The following is a 24205-nucleotide window of genomic DNA, read 5'->3' as shown; positions in this document are numbered from 1 at the left end:
ATATAGGGAATCTATCATTATTACAAGCTACACCTTGCTAGCAGGATTTTCATTTCTTTCAGGGCGTTGCCCTTTTTTTTATTGAATAATCTCATGATCGTGCGATTTATCGCTTGGAGGTCCTATGGATTCAAAAGAAATTGAGCAAATTTTAAAGAAAATCATTATTTCTGATCAAAACTTAACAGATGAATTCATGCAAATTCGCAAAAATATTAACGATCGCGAGCGTGCGATTAAAAATATCCGCAATGAAATGGAATCAAAGGCAAAGCAAGCACAGCATGCACATTCTGAAAAATTGATTGAAAGGATGACTCAAAAAACCAATGAGCAAATTCAGCAGTTAAATGATCAAACACAGGCTGAAATAATGAGAATTGAAGAGATTTACCAAACACATTTGAGTGAGCTAATCGATAAAGCTTTTTCAAAATTGACGATCGAAAGATGGTCATTGGAAGGAGATGACCAACGTGAGCGTTAGGTTACATGCTGCATCCAATGCAAAAACACGTGGCATTTTAGGAAATCTTTTAAGAGAATCCGATTTTATCGAATTATTAAAAATGGATCACATTGAAGAATTTTTCGACTATTTAAGCCGCCAAACGCATTATCGAGACTGTTTAAAGCAAGTTGAGGTGGATGAAGTGATGTTTTTCCAGAAGATGAGGCAATATTTTATTGAAACATATGAAAAATTGTATCATTTTTATATAGATGACTATCGGAAATTCTATCAAGCCATGCTTTTGAGATATGAAGTGGAAAACATAAAGCACTTTTTAAGGTCGATCTCTCAGAAGGAAAAAGTATCGATGCAGCAACTTCAGATTTCTCGTGTCAATCAAAGTCAAAAGCTAGATTATACCAAACTGGAAATGGCTCAAACGATCCCGGAATTTATAGATTTGTTGAAAGATAAAAAGTATCACCATGCGCTTCAGTCGTTTTTAGATGAAGAACCTACGAAGATGATTTTTCACATGGAAATGATTCTAGATCGATACTATTTCAACACACTGCAAGAATCAGTCCGTCATTTGAATCGACAGGACCAATCTGAAATTATGGCATTACTGGGAATGAATATCGATATGCTGAATATTCAATGGATTTTGAGAGGGCGAAAGTATTTTGATATAGCACCTGAAGAATTATTTAATTTCACATTAAACAATGGAAAACTTTACGACTATAAATGGTTAAAACAGTTTTGTTATATGCCAATCGAATCTTTTATCGAGAATATTCTTAAAAGCGAATATGGCGATATCCTCTTAGATAAAGAGTACATGCTCGAACGCGCCATGGAGCGGCATTTGTATGAAGCGGTTTTAAAAATGAAAAGAACAGCGGGTCAATCTGCATTATTGCCCGTTTTGATGTTGTTTCTATTTGAATATGAACTACGGGATTTATTTACCATCTATGAAGGAATTCGGGCTAAAAGTACATCAATTGAAACGCTTTTAATTCGTAATTTAAAAGGGGTGCAATAAATGGCAATCAAAAAATTAGATATGATCAATGTCGTCTGTAGGCGTGAACAATTAAACGAGAAATTGAGAGCTCTTATTTTAACTGAAAAAGTGGAGTTTATCGATACCTTCTTAGAAATTAACGAAGGGGATTTTAATATTGGGATGTCAGAAGAGAATGCAGATGAGATTTTAGACATGGAGGACATCTATCCACTGAAAGAAAATAAAGAACTCAAGCAATTGTTTAACCGGTTAGAGCATACACTCGCGCAATTAGATATGAAACCGAGATTAAACGTCAAGTGGGTTAATATCAAGATGGATCAGGCCATGCTTAGCCAATCTGTTGATGCTTTTTGTTGTAAATATGCAGTGATTTCAGAAGAAATTGAAAGCATCAAACGACAAATGACGGATCTTAAGAAACTTCAAATTATGGACTTCATGAAATTAGTGGATGTTGACATGAAGGCGCTTTTGAATATGGAGTTTTTCACAGTAAAACTCGGATTTTTAACACGAGAAAAGGCGAAGAGAATCTCACAAAACTACGATCACATCAAAGCGATTGTCCTTCATCTTGGGACGCATGAAGAAAAAGAACTCTATATGATTATTTCTCCAAAAAGCCTAGATGTTGAAATGGGAAGGATTCTCAGAAGTACGGATTTTATGGAGATTTATTTGCCAGAATCACTATTGTCCACGCCAAATGAAATGATAAAAACGATTAAAATAGAGCTAGATGAACGTGAACATCAGTTGGAATCGCTTCATTTGACCATCAAAAAGGAACTGAAGGATCATCGCGAGGAGATGGACGCGCTGTATACTCAACTGTTTTTTGAACTGAAAGTCGATCAGGTTCGTACAAAAGTAGCTGTAACTGAAAATTTAGCCTATTTTTCAGCTTGGATTCCAAGAGATCATCAAGCGGAGATAGTGACAATCCTAAACAAATCTTCTCAGACTTTAGTGGAAGTTAAGGGCTCAGAAGATGTCAATACCAACATACCGATTCCGACGCATATGAAAAACCATTTTTTTTTTAGACCCTTCGAAACCCTTGTGACAATGTACGGAGTTCCTTCGCATAACGAGCTGGATCCGACGCCGTTTTTTGCCATCGCCTACATGTTTTTATTTGGTGCGATGTTTGGGGATCTAGGGCAAGGCATCGTGATTGCAGTTGCAGGCGCATTGCTTCAGAAGATTAAAAAAATGGATTTTGGAGGCATTCTAACGCGTATTGGATTTGGGTCAATGGCGTTTGGCGTTTTATACGACTCGTTTTTTGGTTACGAACACGTCATTTCAAAATTCTTGCCAAATTTGTTTTATCTTCGACCAATTGACAACATCAATACCATGCTAATAGCGTCTATCATAGTGGGATTAATCCTAGTTTTCATAAGTTATATTTATAGTATTATTAACAAATGGCGACTGGGGGATATTGAAGAAGGCATTTTTGGCCGCAATGGGGTCAATGGACTTATCTTGCTTGGAACACTTATTTCTCTAGTGACGGAAATATTTTTACAGCATGCGTTTATACCGATTTTCCTGTATGAGATGCTCATTGGCACCAGTTTAATTTTGTTGTTACTCAGGCAGCCACTTTCAAATGCGCTATTAAAAAGGGACCGACTTTATGATGAAGCACCTGGGGCATATTATGTCGAAAGTGGATTTGATCTATTAGAAACCCTGCTGAGTTTTATGAGCAATACCATTTCTTTTATTCGTATCGGTGCATTCGCGTTAAATCACGTAGGGTTATTTATAGCTTTTCACACTTTGGCGAATATGATTGGAGGTTCTGGTGGCAGTATTTCGATGTTTCTCCTAGGGAACGTCATTATTATTGGACTTGAAGGATTGGTCGTATTTATACAGGGATTGAGACTTTTTTATTATGAGTTGTTTAGCAAATATTACAGTGGTGAAGGCACATTGTTTTCACCTGAAAAATTTTAGGAGGTTGCTATGATCTATGTAATCGGACTTGGAATCATCGTACTCGCTACAATCGCTATTGGAATATTTTATTATGTTCAGCCCTCTGTTGTGGAAGGCAACCGCAAGTTAAAACTGATTTTGGGATCAAATAGTATCTTCTTTATTTTGATACTCATTGCAGCAACAGTTTCAATTTTTTCTCAAGCATCTTTTTCTGAAACGATGAATACACAAGTTGACGCGCAGACGACGAGTTCTAGTGGACTTGGATACATTGCGGCAGCTCTTTCTACAGGACTAGCGACAATCGGCGCTGGATATGCGGTTGGAAGTGTGGGATCATCTGCACTTGGTGCTGTATCAGAAAATCCGAAAATACTGGGTAAAACGCTTATATTTGTTGGATTGGCAGAAGGGATTGCCATTTACGGTTTGATTATTTCCATCTTGATTTTAGGTAAACTCTAATGAAAACGTATTGTATTTGTGCGAGCGAACAGACACTTGTAGCCATGAGATTTGGCGGCATAGAAGGCATTTGTGTCCCGAATAGTGACCGGGCCAACGAACTCGTCAAACAGCTTGTCGACTCAAAAGAATATGCTCTTATCATGATTTCAGAGACATTGTATTCAAAGTTAAATCAAGAGATCTTTGACGTGAAAATCAATCATAAAGAAGTATTGATTATGATGATACCAGAACCGGATGGATTGCAAGATAAAGACTACATGATGAATTATATTAAGAATTCAATTGGGTTAAAACTTTGAGAGTGAATAGAACGAATCATCACATGAGTCAGAAAACAATGGATGATTTTAGATCAAAACGAGAAGGTGATTGAATGATAACAATCGATTCAAAGATTGAACTATTTAATAAAATGATTCGAGATAAAAGCATTGCAGAAGCATCTGCAATTTTAACAAGTCTCAATCAAAAATATGCTCAAATCATCGATGAAATGGATAGCAAATTGACCGTTCAGCGCTCTGAGTATCTTGAAAAAGTTGAGTTTAAAATGATTGAACAAAGTCAAAGAACTTTGGCAAAAGCAAAAACCGAGGCGAGTCATCGCATCATGATTAAGCGCAAAGAAATCCTTAATCGTTTAAAAGAAACCCTTTATGACGAGGTTCAAAAGGAAACATATACAGAAGGATACAGGCAGTATTTGATTCAAAAGTTGCAAACTGAGTTGTCAACTTTTCCTGAAACCACTCAGATTACCATTATGGCAAATGAAAAGGATATTCAGTTGATTCGCGCGAACTTTAGACAATTTGATCTTCGAATCGAACGGCAATTAATTGGTGGATTTTATTTAGTCATCAATCAAATTGAGCTTTTTGATTACTCGCTCAATCATGAAATAGAAGGTTTAGAACCGATATTGGGCTGTATGATTCGACAACTCTTTGAAACAACTGAGGAGGCCTGCGATGAAGGAAAGTAATGCAAAAGTGATTCATATCAATGGACCGGTTGTTAAAGGCAGTGGTTTAGAGACTTTTCAGATGCGTGAAATGGTATTAGTAGGAGAAAATCATCTTATTGGTGAGATCATCGGCATGCAAGATACGGTTGGAACCATTCAAGTATATGAGGAAACAGAGGGATTGACTTTACACGAATCCATACAAGGCCTTGGGATGCCGCTTTCGTTAGCGCTTGGACCAGGCATGATTGGAAGTATTTTTGATGGAATTGGTCGACCATTGAAAGCCATTCAAGAAAACCATGGGGATTTTTTACCGATAGGTGTTGGTCTACAGTCGATTTCTTTAGATCGAAAATGGGAAACCCAAATTTTAATTGAGACGGGAGATTTTGTAAAGCCAGGGCAGGTGATTGGAACGACGCAAGAGTCTGAGTTAATCATTCACAAAATCATGATTCCACCACATGCAGAAGGTGTTGTCGTAGAAGTCGTGAAGAGCGGGCTTTACTCAGGAAATGAAATCATCGCGAAAATACAAAACAAACGCGGCAAGATTTTTGAAGTCAGTTTGTTTCAAAGATGGCCAGTAAGAAAGCCGCGTCCTATCACTGAACGCCTCAAGATCAGTAAACCACTGATAACGGGTCAACGAATTCTCGATACGTTTTTTCCCATAGCCAAAGGTGGTACAGCTGCTATTCCCGGCGGTTTTGGTACGGGAAAAACGATGACACAGCATCAATTGGCCAAATGGTCGGATGCGGATATCATCGTCTACATTGGTTGTGGTGAACGTGGAAATGAGATGACGGATGTACTTGAAGAATTTCCGAAGCTCATTGACCCTAAATCGGGAAAGGCCATTATCGAACGAACGGTTTTGATCGCAAATACCTCCAACATGCCTGTTGCGGCAAGGGAAGCGAGTATTTATACAGGCATCACCATCGCCGAGTATTATCGGGATATGGGATATGATGTTGCCATCATGGCAGACTCTACATCTAGGTGGGCAGAAGCGTTGCGAGAAATCAGTGGGCGATTAGAAGAAATGCCTGCCGAAGAAGGGTACCCAGCCTATTTATCTTATCGGTTGGCTGAGTTCTATGAGCGTGCGGGATATGTTAGAACGCTCAATGGAGATGAGGCTTCAATCACGGTAATTGGTGCAGTTTCTCCAGCTGGTGGCGATTTTTCTGAACCAGTTACTGAAAATACGAAACGGTACGTCAATACATTTTTAGCACTTGATCGCAAACTTGCTTATGCGAGACATTATCCATCTATTAACTGGATGTCGAGTTACAGTGGATACTTGAAAATATTAAAAAATTGGTATGATGATTCCGTGGATGAGGGATTTATGCCTCTTCGCAATCAAATGATGCGGTTATTGCAAGAAGAAAGCAAATTACTCGATATCGTTCAGCTCGTTGGCGAAGATGTGCTACCGGATTCACAAAGAATTATTTTAGAGGTCGCACGCGTGATTAAAACGGGTTTTTTACAGCAAAATGCCTTTCATTCGGAAGATTCATATGTCCCACTTGAAAAACAATATCGCATGTTAGAAACAATTTGGCAATTATATGAACGTGCCAATGAGTGTACTTCCAAAGGGATTCCATTATCCAAGATACGAGAAAATGACTTGTTTGAGAGGGTAGCTAAAATGAAATACACCGTTCCCAATAATGACTTGTCTTCAATCGATCTGTTAAAACAAGACATGAATCTTTTTTTTGACGATCTATTAGTACGTTATGAAGTATCATGAGTTAACGCGTTATGAAGTATCATGAGTTAACACGTTATGAAGGATCATACGAAAGATAAAAAGGTGGCAAAATGGTAAAACATTATCTCAAAATAGATAAAATCGAAGGGCCTTTAGTTTTTTTAAAGGGCATTCAAGAGGCAAAGTATGGAGAAATCATCGAGATACAATTAGACGATGAAAAACGCATCGGTAAAATCATAAAAATCGATGAAGATGCAGTCGTTGCACAAGTCTTTGAAGGCACGTCAGGTCTGAGTACCTTTAACAGTAAAATTCGATTTACCGGAGAACCCTTGACGATGGGGCTTTCAAAAGCCATTTTAGGACGAACGTTTAATGGTATTGGCAAGCCGATTGATGGTGGCGATAACGTGTATGCGAAAAAGCAATATAATATCAATGCAGCTCCAATTAATCCAGTTTCGCGAAAATATCCTAGGGATTATATTGAAACGGGAATTTCGTCAATTGATGTCCTGACGACGTTGATTCGTGGACAAAAATTGCCAATTTTTTCAGGAAATGGACTACCGCACAAAGAATTAGCAGCTCAAATCGTCAGCCAAGCGAAAATCGCCTCAGAACTCAATTCAGAGTTTGCAGTTTGCTTTGTTGCCATTGGCGTGACAAAGGATGACGCCTCTTTTTTCATTGAACGATTTGAAGAAAGTGGCACGATGGAGCGCGTTGTTTTATTTATTAATTGTGCAGATGATCCTGTAACAGAGCGTTTGAGCATTCCTAAGTGTGCACTGACTGCAGCAGAGTATTTGGCATTTGAAGAAGACATGCACATCTTAGTCGTGATGACCGATATGACCAACTATTGTGAAGCACTCCGAGAAATTGCTTCTGCTAAAGAAGAAGTACCAAGTCGAAAAGGATATCCGGGATATTTGTATTCGGATCTTGCGAATCTCTACGAAAGAGCGGGCATGTTAAAAAATAAAAACGGCTCGATTACATTTATACCGATATTAACGATGCCAAATGACGACATTACACATCCAATACCGGACTTGACGGGATACATCACAGAAGGGCAAATAGTACTCGCTCGTGACTTAGCAAATCGTGACCTCAATCCACCTGTAAATGTCATGCCTTCATTGTCTCGACTCATGAAAGATGGCATCGGTGCTGGTTACACGCGCGATGAACATCCCGATCTTGCGAATCAACTTTTCTCCTCATTTTCAAAGGTGTTAGAAGTGAGATCGCTCGCTCAAATCATCGGTGAATCTGATTTGTCGGAACTCGATCAAAAATATATGGCATTTGGACGTAAGTTTGAAGAAATGTTCATCAATCAAAGTTTTGAAAAGAGACGGACCATCACTGAAAGTTTGGATTTAGGGTGGGAAATTCTCTCGATTTTACCTCCAGAGGCATTGGATCGACTAGATGATGAGACCATTCAAAAGTACTATAAAAAAGCATGATAAAAAAGCATGATAAAAAGAGGAAACGTAATGGAGAAGATGACACCAACCAAAGCCAACTTAATCAAGTCAAAGTCGATGCTCGCATTTTCAAAGCAAGGATATCAATTGCTTGATAAGAAAAGAAGTGTGTTGATACGTGAGATGATGCAGATGATTGATGAAGTGAAAGCACTTCAACAAGACATTGACGCGGTGTTTAAAGAGGTGTACGAAGCGTTACATCATGCCAACTTAACCACAGGATCTGAGGTCGTGTCTGACATTGCAAAGACCATCCCTCCGAATAGTTCACTTGAAATTTTAAATAGAAGCGTCATGAATGTTGAAATTCCAACAATTAAGCGAGAAAAAGTCGAGCTTCAGCCTTATTATGGCTTTTATCGCACCAACTCGTCTATTGATCTCGTCGTCGTAAAAATGAATGAGGTTAAAAACTTGATATTTAGACTTGCAGAAGTTGAAAACTCCGTATATCGCCTCGCTGTGGAAATCAAGCGCACCAGCAAACGTGCCAATGCGCTCGATAAAATTCAGATTCCTAAGTTTACTGAGATCACCAAATGGATAGAAGAATCTCTTGAAGAAAAAGAGCGAGAAGATTTCTTTCGCCTCAAGAGATTGAAGGGCAAATAAGTTGAAAGGCAAGTAAATTTAAAGGCAACAAATCCTTTGATTCGAACTTGCGAGTACAACGTCGTATTGTTTATAATGTGTCACTTTTAAAGTTTCATCAAAAGCGCCATATTTTAGGTAGATTCCGAGATTCATAAGTTTTGCAATCGGTATCTTTTGGGAAAATAATTCATATGTGAGGCCTGTATAAATCATGACTTTCAAATGACGGTTTACAGCTTCTCGAACAAGATGAATAAGTTCAAATGGCTGTTCTGACCACTCTAAACCGCCTAATATAATGCCCTCGTTAAATGGATTTGCTTGAATTTGATCTAGAAGCTCAGATACTTCTATTTCAAGATCGGGCATTTTTTTTATGTCTGAGTTAAAACAATTCTTGCAACCGATATGGCAATGAATCGCGCAGATAAGACAGCCGATAAACGGCGCATCCTCAGTTCTTTCGTGTTCGATGAGTTTATACCTTATCTTCATAATTGATGCCTCTCGTTAAATTCTTGTCGCTTACCGTCATTGAAGAATTTGACATTTCTCAGGTAACCGGTAATGCGCTGATATTTATCAATTTCCTCACCGCAGATGGGGCATGAGTCGGTTGCTTCGTTGATATAGCCGTGGTGCTTGCAGTAATAGTTAACAGGAGATAAACTCACATAAGGCACTTTATATTGAGTGCAGACCGTTTGAACTATTTTTTTAGCTTGTTGTCCGGTGATGGGTTTCCCTAAAAATACATGGATCACTGTCCCACCTGTAAAGAGAATTTGAATATCATTTTGATGATCAAAAACCTGTTGGATAGACTCGATTTTACCAACGGGGATATGGCAACTATTGGTATAATAGGGCGTTTCATACGTTCCTTGAGTTTTGATATCTGGAAAAATCTGCACATCCTTTTTTGCCAAACGATACGCCGTCGATTCTGCCGGAGTGGCTTCAAGATTATAAAGATTTCCCGTTTCCTCTTGAAAGTCTTTGAGTTTTTCACGCATCCATTCTAATACTTCGATGCTGAGTGCTTTACCTCTTTCGGATAAAATATCTTCCCCTAAGAAATTCTCACACATTTCATTGAGTCCCACGAGTCCAATGGTGCTAAAATGATTGTCAAATCCTCCAACATAAGTAGTAAACGCAGGAATTAGACCGGCATTCAAGACATTTTTTTCTAAAAATGAACGCTTGATTTCAAGACTGTCTTTTGCGAGAATCATATTCTTTTCAATGAGTTTAAATAAAGCTTGCTTGCTATTCGCTTGATAGCCATATCTCGGTAAATTAAGTGTTACGACACCTATGGAACCCGTGCTTTCGCCAGCGCCAAAGAGACCGCCATTTTTGCGTTCAAGTTCCCTTAAGTCAAGGCGCAAACGGCAACACATGCTTCGTGCATCTTCGGGTTTCATCTCGCTATTGAGAAAATTTGCAAAATAGGGATAACCAAATTTTCCTGCCATTTCCCAAAGGAGATCGTTAAGTGCATTGTCAAAATCAAATCGACTATGAATGTTATAAGTTGGAATGGGATACGCAAACGGACGTGAATTGGCATCTCCTTTAATCATCAGTTCATAAAAGGCGCGATTGAATAAATCCATCTCTTTTTGACAGTCCCGGTACGTATAAGACAAACGTTCTTTACCCATATATACGCGTTGATCAATTAAATCAAGAGGAGGCGTTAAATCCAATGTAATATTGCTAAATGCGGGTTCTGCACCTCCGCGCGAGTTGGAATTAATAGAAAAAATGAAATTCTGTAAATTTTGTTTCACTTCATCATAAGTGAGATCATCTTCTTTTATAAAAGGTGCAAGATACGTATCCACAGAACTAAAGGCAACAGCGCCCATAATCTCATTTTGATAAATCGTGATGAGGTTCGATAGCTGATTTAGAATTGAAGCAAAATGCTTTGCAGGAGATGACACGGGAATATTGGGGATGCCTTTGACGCCTTCTTGAATGATGCGTCTAAGTGAGTAACCACAGCAATAAAGCGTGATGCCGCCAAGATCGTGTATATGATAATCGCCCTCAATGTATCCTTTTGAAATTTCCGCCGGATACACATGGCGAAGCCAGTAATCCTTTGATACTTCGCTTGAGAGATGTTTATTGAGTGCCCCATAACAATAAGGTGAGTTTGAATTCTCCTTGACGCGCCAATCTTGCTGATTTAAGTATTCTTCCACAATTCTTTGACTTTCTAGCATATTAAGCCTCCTTGACCAGTTCGTTGATAGATTCAATCATAGATTTAATTCAACACACAAAAAAAGCACTTCCATCCAGTGGAAATGCTTCTGTAATCAAGAGAGTGTCAAGCGAATCATCATTCTGAAAAATCTTTCGAATCATCATTCTGAAAAATCTTTCGAATCATCATTCTGAAAAATCTTTTGATATACTTCAAGACCCCATCCCCGGGTGAGTATGTTTTGTTGGCAGGTCTCCTGACTCGTCTTCATCCGCATGTATCCCTTCCCGGCAGTGCCAGTGGTTTGATACAATTGTTCGACTTACAGTAGTGGGTGCTGTTCAGGCTTATCCTGATTCCCTTTTAACATGTGCGACCAACAAAGGTAGTGCTCTTAAATTGTGTTATCAAACAAATGATAGCACTATATATTGTGGTTTGCAAGAGGCGATTTTTTGATAATGAGCCAAATTCCCACTAACAATAGTCCTAAACTCATCCATTGAGACGTTGAAAAAAGCCACTGAAAGCCTCTTTCTGTATCCCCGCGAAGATACTCTAAATTAAATCGCATCACGCTATAGAGAATGAGGTAAACACCTGCTAAAAACCGAGATGAACGTTCTTTTTTTGCATACACAAATAAAATGAAAAAAATAAACAAGTTGAGAATACTTTCAACTAGTTGAACTGGAAACAATGGAATCCCCGATGGAGCGATGGGCGAATGTGTAAAAATCACATGAAAGGGTCCGTGATATGGAATCCCATAACAACAACCTGCTGCGAAACATCCAAGTCTGCCAATTGCGTGAATGAGCGGAATCGAAGGAAGAATCACAGACATCAGTCGACTAAAAGACACCTTAAACTGTTTCGAATAAATATACGCCATGGCGATGCCACCGATAAGCCCACCGTAGAACACAAAGCCACCAGATAAAATGCCCATTAGGACATCTGGATGCGAGAATAAGAAAGCTCTCTTCACCCAAAGCAAACGGGCATTTACAATTAAATATAAAAGTTTTCCACCAACTGCCAATCCAATCACTCCATAGATGTATGTAAAAAATATATCTTCTTTTAGGATCCCTCTATTTTTACTGAGGTAAAGTGATGCCAGAATACCTAAAATGACACCAATGGTAATCAATAGCCCATAGGTGGCAATATCTTTTCCCAAGACATGTAGCACTGGATACATATGAACCTACTTAGTAGCTTCCTAAGCCTAAACTAGCAATTGCACCTACACAAGCTACGCATGCGATAAATGTTAAAGCAGTTAATACAAGTGCGATGATGTTTAGAACAACACCTGCAGTTGCCATGCCAGATGGGCGTGTTTTCTTAGAATTGATTCCCAAGATCAATCCTACGATAGAAAGAATAAGACCTAATAAAGCACCATAGCCAAAAAAGATTGTAACCAAAGAAACAATACCGAGAACTAACGAAGCAATCGCTTTACCGTCAGCAGGTTGTTGTTGATTTGGTTGAGGTTGATAATTGTTTTGTTCCATATAAATAACCCTCCTAAAATATTATGCGTCTGTATAGACACTTTCATTGTAGCATTTATTGTGGAGAGTTTCTACTAAAATAGTTATATTGTTCTACCAAAATGGAAAAAGATGTAAAATGTTGTCTTTTAAAGCGTCTTAAGTATTTGTTGTTCTGTAGCCAGTGAAATAGTGTGTGAATTGTTTGTAATAAATTCACAAAAAAAGTGACAACAGAAAAAATGCTGATTATAATTGACATAGTAAAAATAAAATTGAAAAAACTCAACTTCGTATAACCCCATTAATATGGTATGGGGGTCTCTACCAAGCACCGAATACGCTTGATTACGAGGAAAATGCCTATGTGTATTTTCTTCGTAATCAGGCGTTTTTTTATGAAAAAGATGAGCATACACGGATTTAAATATTAGGAGGAAAAACGCATGAAAGCATGGCCAAAAATCGAATTACATTGTCACTTAGATGGGAGTTTGCGACCGGAGACAGTCTTAGAATTAGCAAGGGATCAGCATCCATTTACAACCATTGAAGAGATTACGGAAGTCCTTGTAGCCCCAGCGGATTGCGATTCGCTTGATACGTACCTTAAGAGATTTGAACTTCCCATCAGCATCATGCAGACAAAGGAAGCGCTGACACGAGTAACTTATGAGTTAATGGAAGACGCATCTGCAGAAAATGTTAAATATATTGAGATTCGATTCGCGCCCCAACTGCACACACAAAAAGGTCTCTCATTAGAAGAAATTATTGAAAGTGTCGTACTCGGCATTCGTAAAGCTGAGTTTGTTCACGATATCAAAGGCAATGTGATTTTATCCTATCTTAGAAATACCTCAGTAGAAGGTTTCTATGAAGTCATCAACGCAGGAAAACATTTAATCGGTAATGGCGTCGTGGCGGTCGATTTATGTGGTGGTGAACGCGATCGCTTTTCCGAACGATTTATTGAACCAGTGGCTTATGCGCGTTCTCTTGGTTATCACGTTACGATCCATGCTGGAGAGACTGGAATTGCAGCAAACATGAAAGATGCTGTGGAGATGCTTCACGCAGAAAGACTCGGACATGGTGTTGCGATGATTCAAGATCCAGAAGTTTATGAAATGATTGTTCAAAGGGGCATCGTCATAGAGTCGTGTCCGACGAGCAATGTACAGACAAAAGCCGTACCCGTTATTACAGAGCACCCAATAGATGCTTATTATAACAAAAACGTGAAACTGACAATCAACACTGACAATCGTACAGTGTCAAATACGACGATGTCAATGGAATACGAATTACTCACTCAAACGTTTCAGTGGACACAGGATCACTGGAAATCCATCTATGAAAATAGTATCGAGGCAACATTTGCTGATGATCAAACAAAAGCATTTTTGCGAGAAAAATTAATTGAACTCTAGTTTTTGTGTTAAGAACATGTAAAATCAATCCATTCTGTAAATAATTTCCTTCTAATCGTGTGAAAATGAGTTATAATTTTATATATAACGCATTTTCACACGATTTTTTTAATTAATCTACATATAATCAATCAGTTCGATAAGTCTAGCATTTGGGGGAGAAGATGAACAGCAAACTGATTAAAGTAATAAAAGTCGCACTATCATTTTTAATCATATTGGGATTATTTAGCTTATCTGCTTATTATGAGTACGATCGGTCCGTAGAAAATGAAAAACGCATTGTCAAAGATCATTTGACGGTTGTTCAGACGAGTCTTGACCATATCATACAATCTAGAATGATCAGTGCGTCTTCACTCGTATCGTTTATATCATCGGAAAATCAGATGCCCAAAGAACATTTCGATGTGTTTGCAAAGGAAATCTTTGACGATGGCAGTCTCATCAGAGGGATTTTTTATATCACAGATACGACCATTACACATATGTACCCTGAAGACCAAAAAAACGTCATCGGGGTAGATTTAGCAGAGATTGAAGATCAAAGAGACCTACTTTTGTTCGCAAAAGAGCATATGGTGGCGGTACTCGCGGCACCTGTTAATTTAGTGGAAGGTGGCGTAGGAATCATCGTCAGAATTCCCATTGCACGTGATAACATGTACGTTGGACAAATTGCCATTATTTTTGATTATAATCAAGTGATAAAGGCATCTGGTATTGCAGCTCTTTCATCTAAATACGACATTGAGCTCTCAACTATGGACGCCATCAGTTTAGAAGAACGCATCATTTGGACCAATCGAGAGAGTGATGCTTTGATTTTTAAAAAACAAGCGTTGTCTCAAGATGTTGAACTTTATAGTTCAAATATTGTGATTAAAATGTACCCTAAATCGGGTTGGAACGTATATTCTGCTTTGTTTTTTATGCTCATTATGACAGGCATATTAGTATCTATTGTGATGGCTTATTTTACAAACTATACTGAAACATCCAACAGTAAACTTAAGTTGACCAATAAAGAACTTGAAGTAACCATCAAACAATTAATTTCAAGTGAAAAGCAGCTTACACAGCAATATGATGAGATTTTAAATAAAGAAAGCACCATTCAATATTTAGCAGAACACGATGCGTTAACGGGTCTTTTCAACCGTCGTAAGTTTGTCGAAAATTTAGAAATGAATCTTCAGTACAAACAAGTTGGAACCATCATTTTGCTGGATCTAGATAACTTTAAAAATATCAATGACTCCTTAGGGCACCTTTATGGAGACAAAATATTATCTGAAGTTGCAAGACGAATAGAACATGCTGTGAGTGATAGTTCAGAAGTGTTTCGCTTTGGTGGTGATGAATTCGTCATATTAATTCCCAATACCGTTGATCCAAACGCAATAGAACCGTGCATAGAACAAGTCGCAAATGGAATCAAACAAGGTATTCAAATTGATGCCATCAAAAATCACATCTCTGCAAGTTATGGTATTTCGAGATATCCACTTGATGGAGACACCGTCATGGATCTGATGTCAAAAGCAGATATTGCGATGTATCACGCGAAGAAAAATGGCAAAAATCAACGACATTATTATGATGCGCATATGAGCTCTGAGTTTGAAAAACGCGTAAGCATTGAGAAAAAATTGCACGATGCGATAGAAAATGATTTGTTTATGATGGTATATCAACCTATTATTGAGGTTCAAACGCAAAAAGTCGTTGGCTTTGAAGCATTAATAAGACTCAAAGATTTTTCACTTGCACCGGATGTGTTTATTCCAGTGGCTGAAGAAACTCTGATGATACTCGATATTGGAAAATGGGTGATTTGTGAAGTGCTCGATCAGATCGTGCGCTGGAAGAATAGAGGCTTAGACATTTTACCTGTTGCAGTGAACGTATCCACCAAGCAAATTATTGATGGACAAGTCGTGGATTTTCTAAGAGAGTGCCTTGAGGCGAGACATCTTGAACCATCTGTAATCGAGATAGAAATTACTGAAAGTGTCTTACTTGAAAATCGCGAAGAAAGCATTAAAGTACTCAATCAATTAAAATCGCTTGGCGTTCGGATTGCACTGGATGATTTTGGTACAGGGTATTCATCTTTGAATTATTTGACATTTTTACCTGTGGATAGCATCAAAATTGATCGAAGTTTGAAAGAACGGTTTATCCATCATGAGCATTCAAAAATTATTGATAGTTTGGTGTACATTGCACATTCACTTGGATTTAAGGTTGTGATTGAGGGCGTTGAAACTGTAGAAGAATACAACAAATTAGCTCCAAAAGAGTGTGATTTTATGCAGGGATATTTATTTAGCCGACCAGTAACTGCGGATTATGTAGATAAATATCTAGTGGATACACAATTGAATATCTGGAATATTTAATAGATTTTCTGATAAGAATATGTTACAGTAAACGTGAACAATTTAATAAGATCACTCACTAGGGGTGCCATTTTATGGCTGAGAAAAGAATTCGTTCTTTACCCTCGTACCTGATCCAGATCATACTGGCGTAGGAAAGCTGAGATATTCGAATCATTCGATTAACGCGACCCTTTGTCGCGTTTTTTTTTCGGCTTTTTACCGCACAAGACAAGGAGGATTTATGGAAAACAAGACGTATTGCACGCAGATGGAAGCGGCAAAAAAAGGCATCATCACTCCAGAAATGAGGCGTGTAGCAGAAACTGAAAAGATGGACCTGAACTGGCTGGTTCAGCAGATGGCAAAGGGGCGAATTGTCATACCCGCTAACAAAAATCACGTAAATTTACAAGCTGTTGGAGTAGGAGAAGGATTGACGACGAAGGTCAATGTCAATTTAGGTATTTCAAAAGATGCACATGACTATGATTGCGAGATGTCCAAAGCGCTTAAAGCGATGGAAATGGGCGCACACGGGATCATGGATCTGAGCAATTATGGGAAAACTGCTGATTTTAGAAAAGACCTTGTCCATCGATCTACCGCGATGATTGGAACCGTGCCAATTTATGATGCACTTGGATTTTATGATAAAGAACTCGCCGAAATTGAGGCAGAAGAGTTCTTGGCGGTAGTGGATCAACACGGGAAGGATGGCGTAGATTTCATCACGGTACACGCAGGCGTGAATCGCCACACCATGCAAACATTTAAAAACAACCCAAGATTGACCAATATTGTCTCAAGAGGCGGGTCGCTTCTCTTTGCTTGGATGACGCTTACCGGAAAAGAAAATCCTTTTGTGTCGCATTTTGACGATTTACTCGACATTTGTCGTAAATATGATATGACGTTGAGCTTAGGAGATGCCATGAGACCGGGGAGTATCGCCGATTCAACAGATGCTTCACAGATTCATGAACTGATTGTTTTAGGCGAACTCACCAAACGCGCATGGGCGAAAGATGTCCAAGTGATCATTGAAGGTCCTGGTCATATGTCCATCGATGAGATCGAAAGCAACGTCATTTTGCAGAAGAAACTGTGTCATGGTGCGCCTTTTTATGTACTCGGACCACTTGTAACGGACGTCGCACCAGGATATGACCATATTACAGGCGCTATCGGTGGTGCACTTGCAGCCTCTAAAGGTGTTGACTTTTTGTGCTATGTAACACCAGCAGAACATTTGAGATTGCCAGATATTGACGACATGATTGAGGGGCTGATCGCATTTAAAATCGCTGCACATGCAGGTGATTTAGGTAAAAAAATTGAAGGTGCACGTCAGTGGGACAATGAGATGAGCGCTGCTAGACAAGCGATAGACTGGGAAACGATGTATGCTCTTGCCATCGATCCAGAGAAGGCTAGGCGTTATAGAGAAAGTATTGCAACAGAGGAAGCGCATTCGTGTTCAATGTGTGGAAAAATGTGTGCGATGAGGACGATCAATAAAGTGTTAAACGGGGAAGACTTGACTTTATTAAGTCAATAAGTATGAATAAATCTATTGTTTTAGGAGGAAATTAATCCGATGAAATCAACACGTAAGATGGTCTTATCAGGACTATTTATCGCAATAGGAACGATCAGTGCGGGAGTGCTTCATATCCCAATCGGTCCCATCAAAGCATTCCCAATTCAACATCTCATCAATGTGCTGTCGGCGATTTTACTAGGTCCTTTTTATGCCGTAGGCAATGCATTTTGTATATCACTACTGAGAAATCTCATGGGAACTGGAACGATATTAGCATTTCCAGGAAGTCTATTTGGCGCTCTCATCGCGGGGGTTATGTATACTAAATTTAAAAATTCTATGAGTGCATTTCTAGGTGAGGTTTTTGGTACGGGACTCATCGGTGCGTCAGTAGGGGTGCTCATACTCAATGGAAGCTTTGCAAACAGTCATCTGTTTTACTTGGCTTTTGCACTAAGCAGTGCGATAGGAGCTTTGATTGCGCTCGCATTCTATCAAATGTTACTCACTACCCCAATCTTGAAAGGGCAAAGTACGCGAGGTTAATGCAACAATTCCACCACTTCAAATTGACCTTTTGAGTTCACAAAATAAATCAGTTCAAGTTCGGCTCCAGCAGATACATCAGCCAGTGACTGAGAACAAATAAAAATGACAGGTTGTTGATTGACTTTTACTTCGATGCGTTCATGGTCGAGTTGTTGTTGAAAAACGCCTGTAATTTTTTTGGTCTTTTTACCATGTGCTAAAGGAGGGGTTGGTTCTTCGTTTGTCCATTTAACTGTTTGCGTATTGGCTGTTTCAATCTGTTGTTCGCTGTTATTTGCATGGAAGGGATTTGAAAATTGATTCTCGTAAACATTCACGATATAATGAGTTTGAAAGGATTCTTCTGATATGAGCGTCCAATAGGTATACACTAAAAAGAGCAGAAGTCCAAATGAAAGCAACACGGTATGATTCGATTTTAGTTTCCATTTCCATTTATACATAAGTTACCTCCAGGCAAATTAAGGTGTCTTTTTATTAGACGTAACTTATTATAAAATAGTTTCATTAAAGTTTGATTAGACTTCAGAAATTTATCACTTTTATGACAGTAAAATAAAATGAAATGTTCATCTCAAATTAAGTTTATTTTAATTAAAACTTAACTTTTCGTGGTTATAATGACAATGGATGATGACCAAATAATGTGAAAGGTCAATTAGGTAATAAATATGAATATTAAAAATGTAAAAGCGTATTTTCATAACATCAAAAAACCGACACTCACTGTCATGTCCCTCGCGGATAAAGTGAAAGGCCAAGGCGTTGGTGCAGCTTATCTTGAACAACTTGCATTGGTCACAGAGAGATTAGATGATCAGTTTGATTTTAGAATTAATACGTTTAAAGCGGGTGAAATTACACATTATCACTCCATTAATTTTAGATTTTATCTCCACGCACTTCTTCATAGAAAACATACTGTACGCGTGGGTTCGGTGCATTTTATACCAGAGACAGTAGAAGGGAGTATCAAGCTACCAAATTGGATGAAGAGAATTTTCTACTGGTATATTATAGAATTTTACAAAACTATGGACACGCTCGTAACGGTGAATCCAGTGTTTATTGATAAGCTAGAAGCCCTTGGTTTTCCCAGAGATAAGGTAACATATATTCCAAATTTTGTTTCAAAAGAACAGTTTCATCGTGTATCAAGTGATGAGAAGAGGAAGCTAAGAAAGAAATATGACATCGGTGAAGATGAATTTGTCGTATTGGGTGTTGGACAAGTTCAAACGAGAAAAGGCATTTTGGATTTTGTCAAAGTGGCAGAGAAGTGTCCTAATATTAAGTTCTTATGGGCAGGTGGCTTTTCATTTGGAAAAATTACGGATGGATTTGAAGCGCTCAATGAAGTCGTTAAAAATCCACCAAAGAACGTCAAATTTGTAGGCATTGTTGAAAGAAGTGAGATGAACGCACTTTACAATACGGCGGATGTGATGTTTTTGCCATCGTATAGCGAACTCTTTCCAATGACGATTTTGGAATCGATGAACGTAAAGCTTCCCATGGTGTTACGGGATTTAGAACTATATGAAGATATCTTATTTGACTATTACTTAAAAGCCAACGACAACGATACCTTTGAGATTCTCATCAAAAAATTAGCGAACGATGAAGATTTTTACAGGGATTGGGCAAATCAATCTGAAAAAGGCAGTTTATTTTATGAAAGAGATTCGGTAGGCAGCATGTGGGACACCTATTATGAAGCACTCTTAGACTATGAAAGTCGAGGCAGTTATGAAAAAAAATCACAAGCGTATAATTAAAGGGCTGTTTCCAATTGTGAGCTTAGTGATTGTATTTGCTTTTTTAATGTCAAATGATAAACTCGATCAGCTCGTAAAGGCCATTCATCAAATTAAACCAACATTTATCTTGATGGCGATGGGGTGCATGGTGAGCTATTGGTTATTAGAATCCATCATTTTGCATAAACTGATCCATCACACGGACAGTTCACTCAGTTTCAAGGAATCCGTACGCATCACGCTTGCAGGGCAATTTTTTAACAACGTCACACCATTTGCATCTGGTGGTCAACCGATGCAGCTTTATATGCTCCACAAAAATGAGGTGTCTGTTGGTGAAGGCGCCTCGGTGCTTACCAAAAAATTTATCGTGTATCAGGCCGTACTTGTGGTGTATACCCTTATGGTCATCGTATTTGGAGCAAAGTTTTTCCTATCACACATTCCAAATTTTACGTACTTAGGCCTCATTGGATTTGCACTGAACGTCATCGTTATCATGGCATTGGTCTTAATCGGATGGAACTACAAATTGACGAAAGGCATGATGATTCGCTTGTCGCGTTTTGTAAGAAGGCGTTTTAAAAATAAAAAAATGAACCGTTTTTGTACGAAAACATTGAAGCAAATGACTGTTTTCCATGAACAAATGCGAAAGTCAAAGGAAACCTTCCGGACTTGGATGAGCATCGTCTTCTATACGTTGATTCAACATACGTTTTATTTTTCAATTCCGCTTGTCATTGGTTATGGGTTTCAACTCCCACATCTTTCGATTCTATATATGATTGGTGCAGCTGCATTTGTCTCTATGGTCACGGCGTTTATACCGCTCCCAGGAGCTGCATTAGGTGCAGAAGGTAGTTTTTACCTCGTATATCAAATGTTTTTCCCATCCAATATTGTCGTTGCTGCGTTGCTTATCTGGCGTCTATGTACGTACTATTTGCCGCTTTTTGTTGGAGGTACGGTTGTAATGGCTGGAAGTAGATATGATCAAAAGCCTTTATTAGAGAATCAGTCGTAAGAAGACGCAATTTATGGTATAATTGAGCCAATCATCTAAATCATATTTAATGAGTCCTTAAAAATATCGAAAGGAGGATTGGTTTTGAAAAAAAGCACACAGAAATTGCCATCGTGGCACCGCCTAGACAATGCTGCGAACGTATTTCCATTAATTTCACATAAAAATTTTAGCAATGTTTTTAGATTGTCTGTTCAATTAAAAAAGCCAGTTCTTCCTGAAGTTTTACAGAATGCCTTAGCGCTTACGCTTCCAAATTTTGGAAACTTTAACTTTAGGATACGACGCGGCTTTTTTTGGTATTATTTTGAACCTGTAAATGTCGTGCCAAAGGTTCAAGAAGAATCATTAAGACCCTGTTTTTACATCGATACGAAAAATAAGAACCATCTTCTGATGCGTGTTTTTTACTATAAAAATCGAATTAGCCTTGAAGTGTTTCATGCCATAACAGATGGAACTGGCGCGACCAATTTTTTAAAAGCATTGACCACTAATTATTTACAGCTTCTCGATGGAACTGTGGTCATGAAAGAACAAGTTCGACTCAAAGTGCATTCAGAACTTGAAGATAGCTATGTAAAATATTCTCTCAAAAAATCTACAAAGCCGGAAAAATTGCCTAAAGCATTGCGCATGCGAGGCAAATTGATTCCGGCCTATAAAATCGGTGTGATTCATACTTTTTTAAGTGTAGAAGAAGCACTAAAAGTGAGCAAATCCTATGAATTGACTCTAACGGAGTATTTGATGAGCGTCTATATTTGGTCCATCTATCAAAGTCATCAAGTGGATCAATTGACGAAGAAGCCGATTCACATTGCATCGCCAGTGAATTTGAGGCGATTTTTTGAATCCACGACGAATATGAACTTCTTTTCACACATAGCAGTTCGCGTCGACACGCATCAAAACCGATATGATTTCAACGAGCTTGCTCAAATCGTAAAACAACAGTTTAGATCGGAGATTACAAAGGAAAAAATGCAAAATGTATTGTCACATGAAGTATCTATGCGACAAAACCTTGTGACGAGAATCTTCCCATTGGCACTAAAAAATCATTTTGTTAAATGGATTCATCTCAAATCCGTTCAATCTTACACCAGCACCATGTCCAACGTCGGAAAAATCGAGATGCCTGAGCCATATAAAGATGAAGTGGATTATTTTGAGCTTCTGATGAATACCTCCGCGAACGATCCGATGAAATGTGCGATATGTTCCTACGAAGACAAACTCGTGGTGACACTGTCTTCCCAATTGGTTCATACAGATGTTCAAAAAATCTTCTTAAGAAAACTTTCGAGCGATGGTCTTGAAGTGACTATTGAAAGCAATGGAGCGTTTTATGAAGTATTGTAACCAGTGTAAAATAAAGATCAAAGACGATATGAACCGCTGTCCAATCTGCGAAGCGCCACTTGAAGCGTTGGACGACCACGTTCACGAAAAGCGCTATCCCGAACTGGATGACATACAAGTAGAATACAATTTTGTCAAAAAAATCTTTACATTTGTATCTGTTTTGATCGTCATCACGTCGATTATCGTCGATTTTAAATTTAATGAAGGCATCATGTGGTCGGTTCTCTCAATAGGCGCTGTACTCTATAGTTGGACCGTTCTATATCACGCCATTAAAAACAACGTGCATATGGCGTCCAAGATATTGGTGCAGGCCATCTCAGCGTCCATTTTTCTCTTTTTAATCGATCAAATGATTGGATTTAGAGGGTGGTCCGTCAACTACGTGATCCCACAACTGTATATACTCGCCAATATTGCGATTTTTATCTTGATGCTCATCAATCGCATGGCGTGGCGTGAATACATGATTTATCAAATTGTTATGACGGTTATTGGGTTGATCCCAGTTATCATGATCTTAAATGGCGTCGTGACGAGACCACTATTTAGCTATATCAGCATCGGTCTCTCAGCGGCCATAATCGTAGGAACGATTATATTTAAAGATAAAACAGTGAAAGACGAACTGATTAGACGGTTTCATATATAGAGAAACCCTCACAGTAAAAAAATCATCACAGTAAGAAAATCATCACAGTAAGATCACCATCATATCAGGACAAGTCATCAGAAGATATACCGACCAGCTAACTTATAATTTTCTGGCATATCAAGTTCTGAATGAGATTCGTTAAAGTCCCAAGAACCTTTAATACCCGATGCGTGCATGCCAATTTCAAAATAGAGCATCGCAATACCCGCATCAAGCCCTTCAATCACAGGTGTAATCTTAGAATCGACTTCAATTAAGAGGTCGATTTCTTTTTCTTTAATGACAAAAATCCATGGTTGACGGTTTTCGTACGAAGGTGCAACGCGCATGTAAAAGAGAGCCTCGTGAAATCCGAGCTGTTCGAGTTCTTCAAGAGTCGTTGTATTGCCGAACTTCTGAACATAAACAAAGTCCGTAATCGGTTTTCTAAAATCTTCACACACCTTTGGATCGTATGTGCTAATATTGGGATATCCTAAATCTGTCAAAGTCGACAAACTGCTCTTATGTGTCGCAGAAAAAAGCTGTGACTGCTGATGATCTTTTTTTGGGTAACCAATGGCAATGAGTGCGACAAGTTCTTTATCGCTCTTAATGCCTAAAATCTCTTTTGCAGCCAATTGATCATCTACTCGAATCCAGCATGTGCCAAGATTTTCCTGGATCGCCTTAAGGACAAACCATTCACCTTGATAACCGGCAATTTTGTAATAAGAAGCACCCGAATGACAGAGCACGGCATAATAATGTGGTGCTTGAATCATTTTACCAAAGTATCCTGCTTTACCCACGAGCTTTTCAGCCGCTTCCCAACCGTGATCGATAAACACAAACTCAATGGATTGATCCCCTTTTAGGATGGGTTTTTCTAAAAAGAGGACATTGAGAAATTTTTTATCTTGCTCGCCAAATTTCTTTTTCTTATATTCCCGAACAGATTGTCGTTTTCCTATTAATTGTAATGTGTCCATAGGCACCTCCAAAACTGGTATTCTCAAGCGCAATAAATGGGCTTAACTCA

Annotated in this window: 23 protein-coding genes and 3 riboswitches; of the genes, 17 read left to right on the top strand and 6 right to left on the bottom strand. The window is 38.5% G+C overall.

The window, feature by feature from the left end; genetic code table 11:
• Window positions 1-124: 124 nt before the first annotated feature.
• The 9 genes from ACZ41W_RS07710 (at window position 125) to ACZ41W_RS07670 (ending at window position 8751) form a co-directional block, all read left to right on the top strand.
• Window positions 125-487, top strand: coding sequence for a hypothetical protein (locus ACZ41W_RS07710; RefSeq protein WP_464311415.1), 363 nt, complete (start codon window positions 125-127; stop codon window positions 485-487).
• Complete coding sequence (locus tag ACZ41W_RS07705; protein WP_464311414.1) at window positions 477-1505, top strand: V-type ATPase subunit; 1029 nt, start codon at window positions 477-479, stop codon at window positions 1503-1505. The genes ACZ41W_RS07710 and ACZ41W_RS07705 overlap by 11 nt, the downstream gene beginning before the upstream one ends.
• On the top strand, window positions 1506-3467 hold the full coding sequence (locus ACZ41W_RS07700; RefSeq protein WP_464311413.1) for a V-type ATP synthase subunit I: 1962 nt from the start codon (window positions 1506-1508) through the stop codon (window positions 3465-3467). It begins immediately after the preceding gene.
• 9 nt (window positions 3468-3476) lie between these two features.
• On the top strand, window positions 3477-3917 hold the full coding sequence (locus ACZ41W_RS07695) for an ATP synthase subunit C (RefSeq protein WP_464311412.1): 441 nt from the start codon (window positions 3477-3479) through the stop codon (window positions 3915-3917).
• On the top strand, window positions 3917-4222 hold the full coding sequence (locus tag ACZ41W_RS07690) for a V-type ATP synthase subunit F (protein ID WP_464311411.1): 306 nt from the start codon (window positions 3917-3919) through the stop codon (window positions 4220-4222). Before ACZ41W_RS07695 ends, ACZ41W_RS07690 begins: the two co-directional genes overlap by 1 nt.
• Before the next feature lie 74 nt (window positions 4223-4296).
• Window positions 4297-4908, top strand: a complete 612-nt coding sequence (locus tag ACZ41W_RS07685) for a hypothetical protein (protein WP_464311410.1) — start codon at window positions 4297-4299, stop codon at window positions 4906-4908.
• The gene (locus ACZ41W_RS07680; protein WP_464311409.1) at window positions 4895-6670 is read left to right on the top strand and encodes a V-type ATP synthase subunit A; all 1776 of its coding nucleotides are present in this window, start codon (window positions 4895-4897) and stop codon (window positions 6668-6670) included. The genes ACZ41W_RS07685 and ACZ41W_RS07680 overlap by 14 nt, the downstream gene beginning before the upstream one ends.
• Window positions 6671-6741: 71 nt before the next feature.
• Window positions 6742-8115 (top strand): V-type ATP synthase subunit B, encoded by a 1374-nt coding sequence (locus ACZ41W_RS07675; RefSeq protein WP_464311408.1) that lies wholly within the window; start codon window positions 6742-6744, stop codon window positions 8113-8115.
• Between the two features lie 30 nt (window positions 8116-8145).
• Window positions 8146-8751 (top strand): V-type ATP synthase subunit D, encoded by a 606-nt coding sequence (locus tag ACZ41W_RS07670; RefSeq protein WP_464311407.1) that lies wholly within the window; start codon window positions 8146-8148, stop codon window positions 8749-8751.
• Between the two features lie 18 nt (window positions 8752-8769).
• On the opposite strand, the gene ACZ41W_RS07665 is transcribed toward ACZ41W_RS07670, so the two are convergent.
• The 4 genes from ACZ41W_RS07665 to ACZ41W_RS07650 form a co-directional block, all read right to left on the bottom strand.
• Complete coding sequence (locus tag ACZ41W_RS07665) at window positions 8770-9228, bottom strand: 4Fe-4S cluster-binding domain-containing protein (protein ID WP_464311406.1); 459 nt, start codon at window positions 9226-9228, stop codon at window positions 8770-8772.
• Window positions 9225-10973: a ribonucleoside triphosphate reductase gene (locus ACZ41W_RS07660; RefSeq protein ID WP_464311405.1), complete on the bottom strand. Its 1749-nt coding sequence runs from the start codon at window positions 10971-10973 to the stop codon at window positions 9225-9227. The genes ACZ41W_RS07665 and ACZ41W_RS07660 overlap by 4 nt, the downstream gene beginning before the upstream one ends.
• Window positions 10974-11186: 213 nt before the next feature.
• Window positions 11187-11353: riboswitch (cobalamin riboswitch) on the bottom strand.
• 28 nt (window positions 11354-11381) lie between these two features.
• Window positions 11382-12164, bottom strand: coding sequence for a prolipoprotein diacylglyceryl transferase (locus tag ACZ41W_RS07655; protein WP_464311404.1), 783 nt, complete (start codon window positions 12162-12164; stop codon window positions 11382-11384).
• 10 nt (window positions 12165-12174) lie between these two features.
• Window positions 12175-12483, bottom strand: coding sequence for a DUF4190 domain-containing protein (locus ACZ41W_RS07650; RefSeq protein WP_464311403.1), 309 nt, complete (start codon window positions 12481-12483; stop codon window positions 12175-12177).
• Window positions 12484-12733: 250 nt separating this feature from the next.
• Window positions 12734-12833, top strand: a riboswitch (purine riboswitch).
• 75 nt (window positions 12834-12908) lie between these two features.
• Here ACZ41W_RS07650 and add point away from each other — a divergent pair.
• The 4 genes from add (at window position 12909) to thiW (ending at window position 18371) form a co-directional block, all read left to right on the top strand.
• Window positions 12909-13895: an adenosine deaminase gene (gene add, locus ACZ41W_RS07645; RefSeq protein ID WP_464311402.1), complete on the top strand. Its 987-nt coding sequence runs from the start codon at window positions 12909-12911 to the stop codon at window positions 13893-13895.
• 164 nt (window positions 13896-14059) lie between these two features.
• On the top strand, window positions 14060-16300 hold the full coding sequence (locus tag ACZ41W_RS07640; protein WP_464311401.1) for a bifunctional diguanylate cyclase/phosphodiesterase: 2241 nt from the start codon (window positions 14060-14062) through the stop codon (window positions 16298-16300).
• Window positions 16301-16350: 50 nt separating this feature from the next.
• Window positions 16351-16454, top strand: a riboswitch (TPP riboswitch).
• 69 nt (window positions 16455-16523) lie between these two features.
• Entirely contained in the window at window positions 16524-17840 is a 1317-nt protein-coding gene (gene thiC / locus ACZ41W_RS07635; RefSeq protein ID WP_464311400.1) for a phosphomethylpyrimidine synthase ThiC, read from the top strand.
• 39 nt (window positions 17841-17879) lie between these two features.
• The gene (gene thiW, locus ACZ41W_RS07630; RefSeq protein WP_464311399.1) at window positions 17880-18371 is read left to right on the top strand and encodes an energy coupling factor transporter S component ThiW; all 492 of its coding nucleotides are present in this window, start codon (window positions 17880-17882) and stop codon (window positions 18369-18371) included.
• Here thiW and ACZ41W_RS07625 read toward each other — a convergent pair.
• Complete coding sequence (locus ACZ41W_RS07625) at window positions 18368-18817, bottom strand: hypothetical protein (protein ID WP_464311398.1); 450 nt, start codon at window positions 18815-18817, stop codon at window positions 18368-18370. The genes thiW and ACZ41W_RS07625 overlap by 4 nt on opposite strands.
• 228 nt (window positions 18818-19045) lie before the next feature.
• On the opposite strand from ACZ41W_RS07625, the gene ACZ41W_RS07620 reads away from it, so the two are divergent.
• From ACZ41W_RS07620 to ACZ41W_RS07605, 4 genes are all read left to right on the top strand, one after another.
• Window positions 19046-20152, top strand: coding sequence for a glycosyltransferase family 4 protein (locus ACZ41W_RS07620; RefSeq protein ID WP_464311397.1), 1107 nt, complete (start codon window positions 19046-19048; stop codon window positions 20150-20152).
• Window positions 20124-21161: a lysylphosphatidylglycerol synthase transmembrane domain-containing protein gene (locus ACZ41W_RS07615; protein WP_464311396.1), complete on the top strand. Its 1038-nt coding sequence runs from the start codon at window positions 20124-20126 to the stop codon at window positions 21159-21161. The genes ACZ41W_RS07620 and ACZ41W_RS07615 overlap by 29 nt, the downstream gene beginning before the upstream one ends.
• A gap of 84 nt (window positions 21162-21245) precedes the next feature.
• A complete protein-coding gene (locus ACZ41W_RS07610; RefSeq protein ID WP_464311395.1) occupies window positions 21246-22526 on the top strand; it encodes a hypothetical protein in 1281 nt (426 codons plus the stop codon).
• On the top strand, window positions 22513-23181 hold the full coding sequence (locus ACZ41W_RS07605; RefSeq protein WP_464311394.1) for a DUF6320 domain-containing protein: 669 nt from the start codon (window positions 22513-22515) through the stop codon (window positions 23179-23181). The genes ACZ41W_RS07610 and ACZ41W_RS07605 overlap by 14 nt, the downstream gene beginning before the upstream one ends.
• Window positions 23182-23258: 77 nt before the next feature.
• Here ACZ41W_RS07605 and ACZ41W_RS07600 read toward each other — a convergent pair whose 3' ends face one another.
• Window positions 23259-24155, bottom strand: a complete 897-nt coding sequence (locus tag ACZ41W_RS07600; RefSeq protein WP_464311393.1) for a nitroreductase family protein — start codon at window positions 24153-24155, stop codon at window positions 23259-23261.
• Window positions 24156-24205: the final 50 nt, after the last annotated feature.

The organism is Fusibacter fontis, assembly GCF_055378735.1.
Note: the sequence above shows the minus strand (reverse complement) of the source record. Positions and strands in the feature narration are given on the sequence as shown.